Source organism: Rheinheimera sediminis (genome assembly GCF_004005375.1).
GTDB lineage: Bacteria > Pseudomonadota > Gammaproteobacteria > Enterobacterales > Alteromonadaceae > Pararheinheimera.
Map to the genome: position 1 here is coordinate 1 of NZ_RZUF01000081.1, position 623 is coordinate 623.

1 protein-coding gene is annotated in these 623 nt (G+C 37.2%); it reads right to left on the reverse strand.

From position 1 onward, the window contains the following. The coding region (locus tag EMM73_RS19835; protein WP_145987581.1) for an AAA family ATPase at window positions 1-297 on the reverse strand (297 nt) is incomplete at its 3' end. Window positions 298-623 lie beyond the last annotated feature (326 nt).

The window sequence follows — 623 nt, forward strand, 5'->3', positions numbered from 1 at the left end:
TAGGTGTTCAGATAAATCAGAATACGCAGTTGTCAACCAAGCGGCACCAATAGAGTTCAATCCACGCCAATTTGATAAAGTAAAATCCTGAGTATGGAAACTCCGGCTTGATACTCTCTGCACTCCCTCCGTACTTATTGATATACGTTTGTTATCTAAAAATTTTATTAGTGCATCCATCGCTGATGTTTTTGCACTGTTATTCGCGCCGACAAAGATTGTCTCTTCTTCACTTAGCGCTAAATGGCAAGATTTTAATTTTCTGAAATTTTGAATGTCGATAAATGCAATTTTCAAAGTGTTATTCCTTCAACAAAATACTACTCTCTACTGATTTAATTCATCCTAACAACTGACGATGCTAACAGCATACTAACGCGGTGCTTTGCCCTGTAAGGCTTACTTTGTTTCATCTTGTTGTCTGTAAGCTAAATTAAATTCCCTTTGCTGGCAACATTATTGTATTTATTACAGGGATTTATTTGGATATCGGTCATGACCTTTCCAGATTCACAACGTCAATCTGTTGCGCAGTTCTCTTTGGCTCGATAAACCTTGCATAAGCGTTTGGATATTTTCTCTTTACGAATAATGTTACCAACAATGCAAAACTGATCCACTCC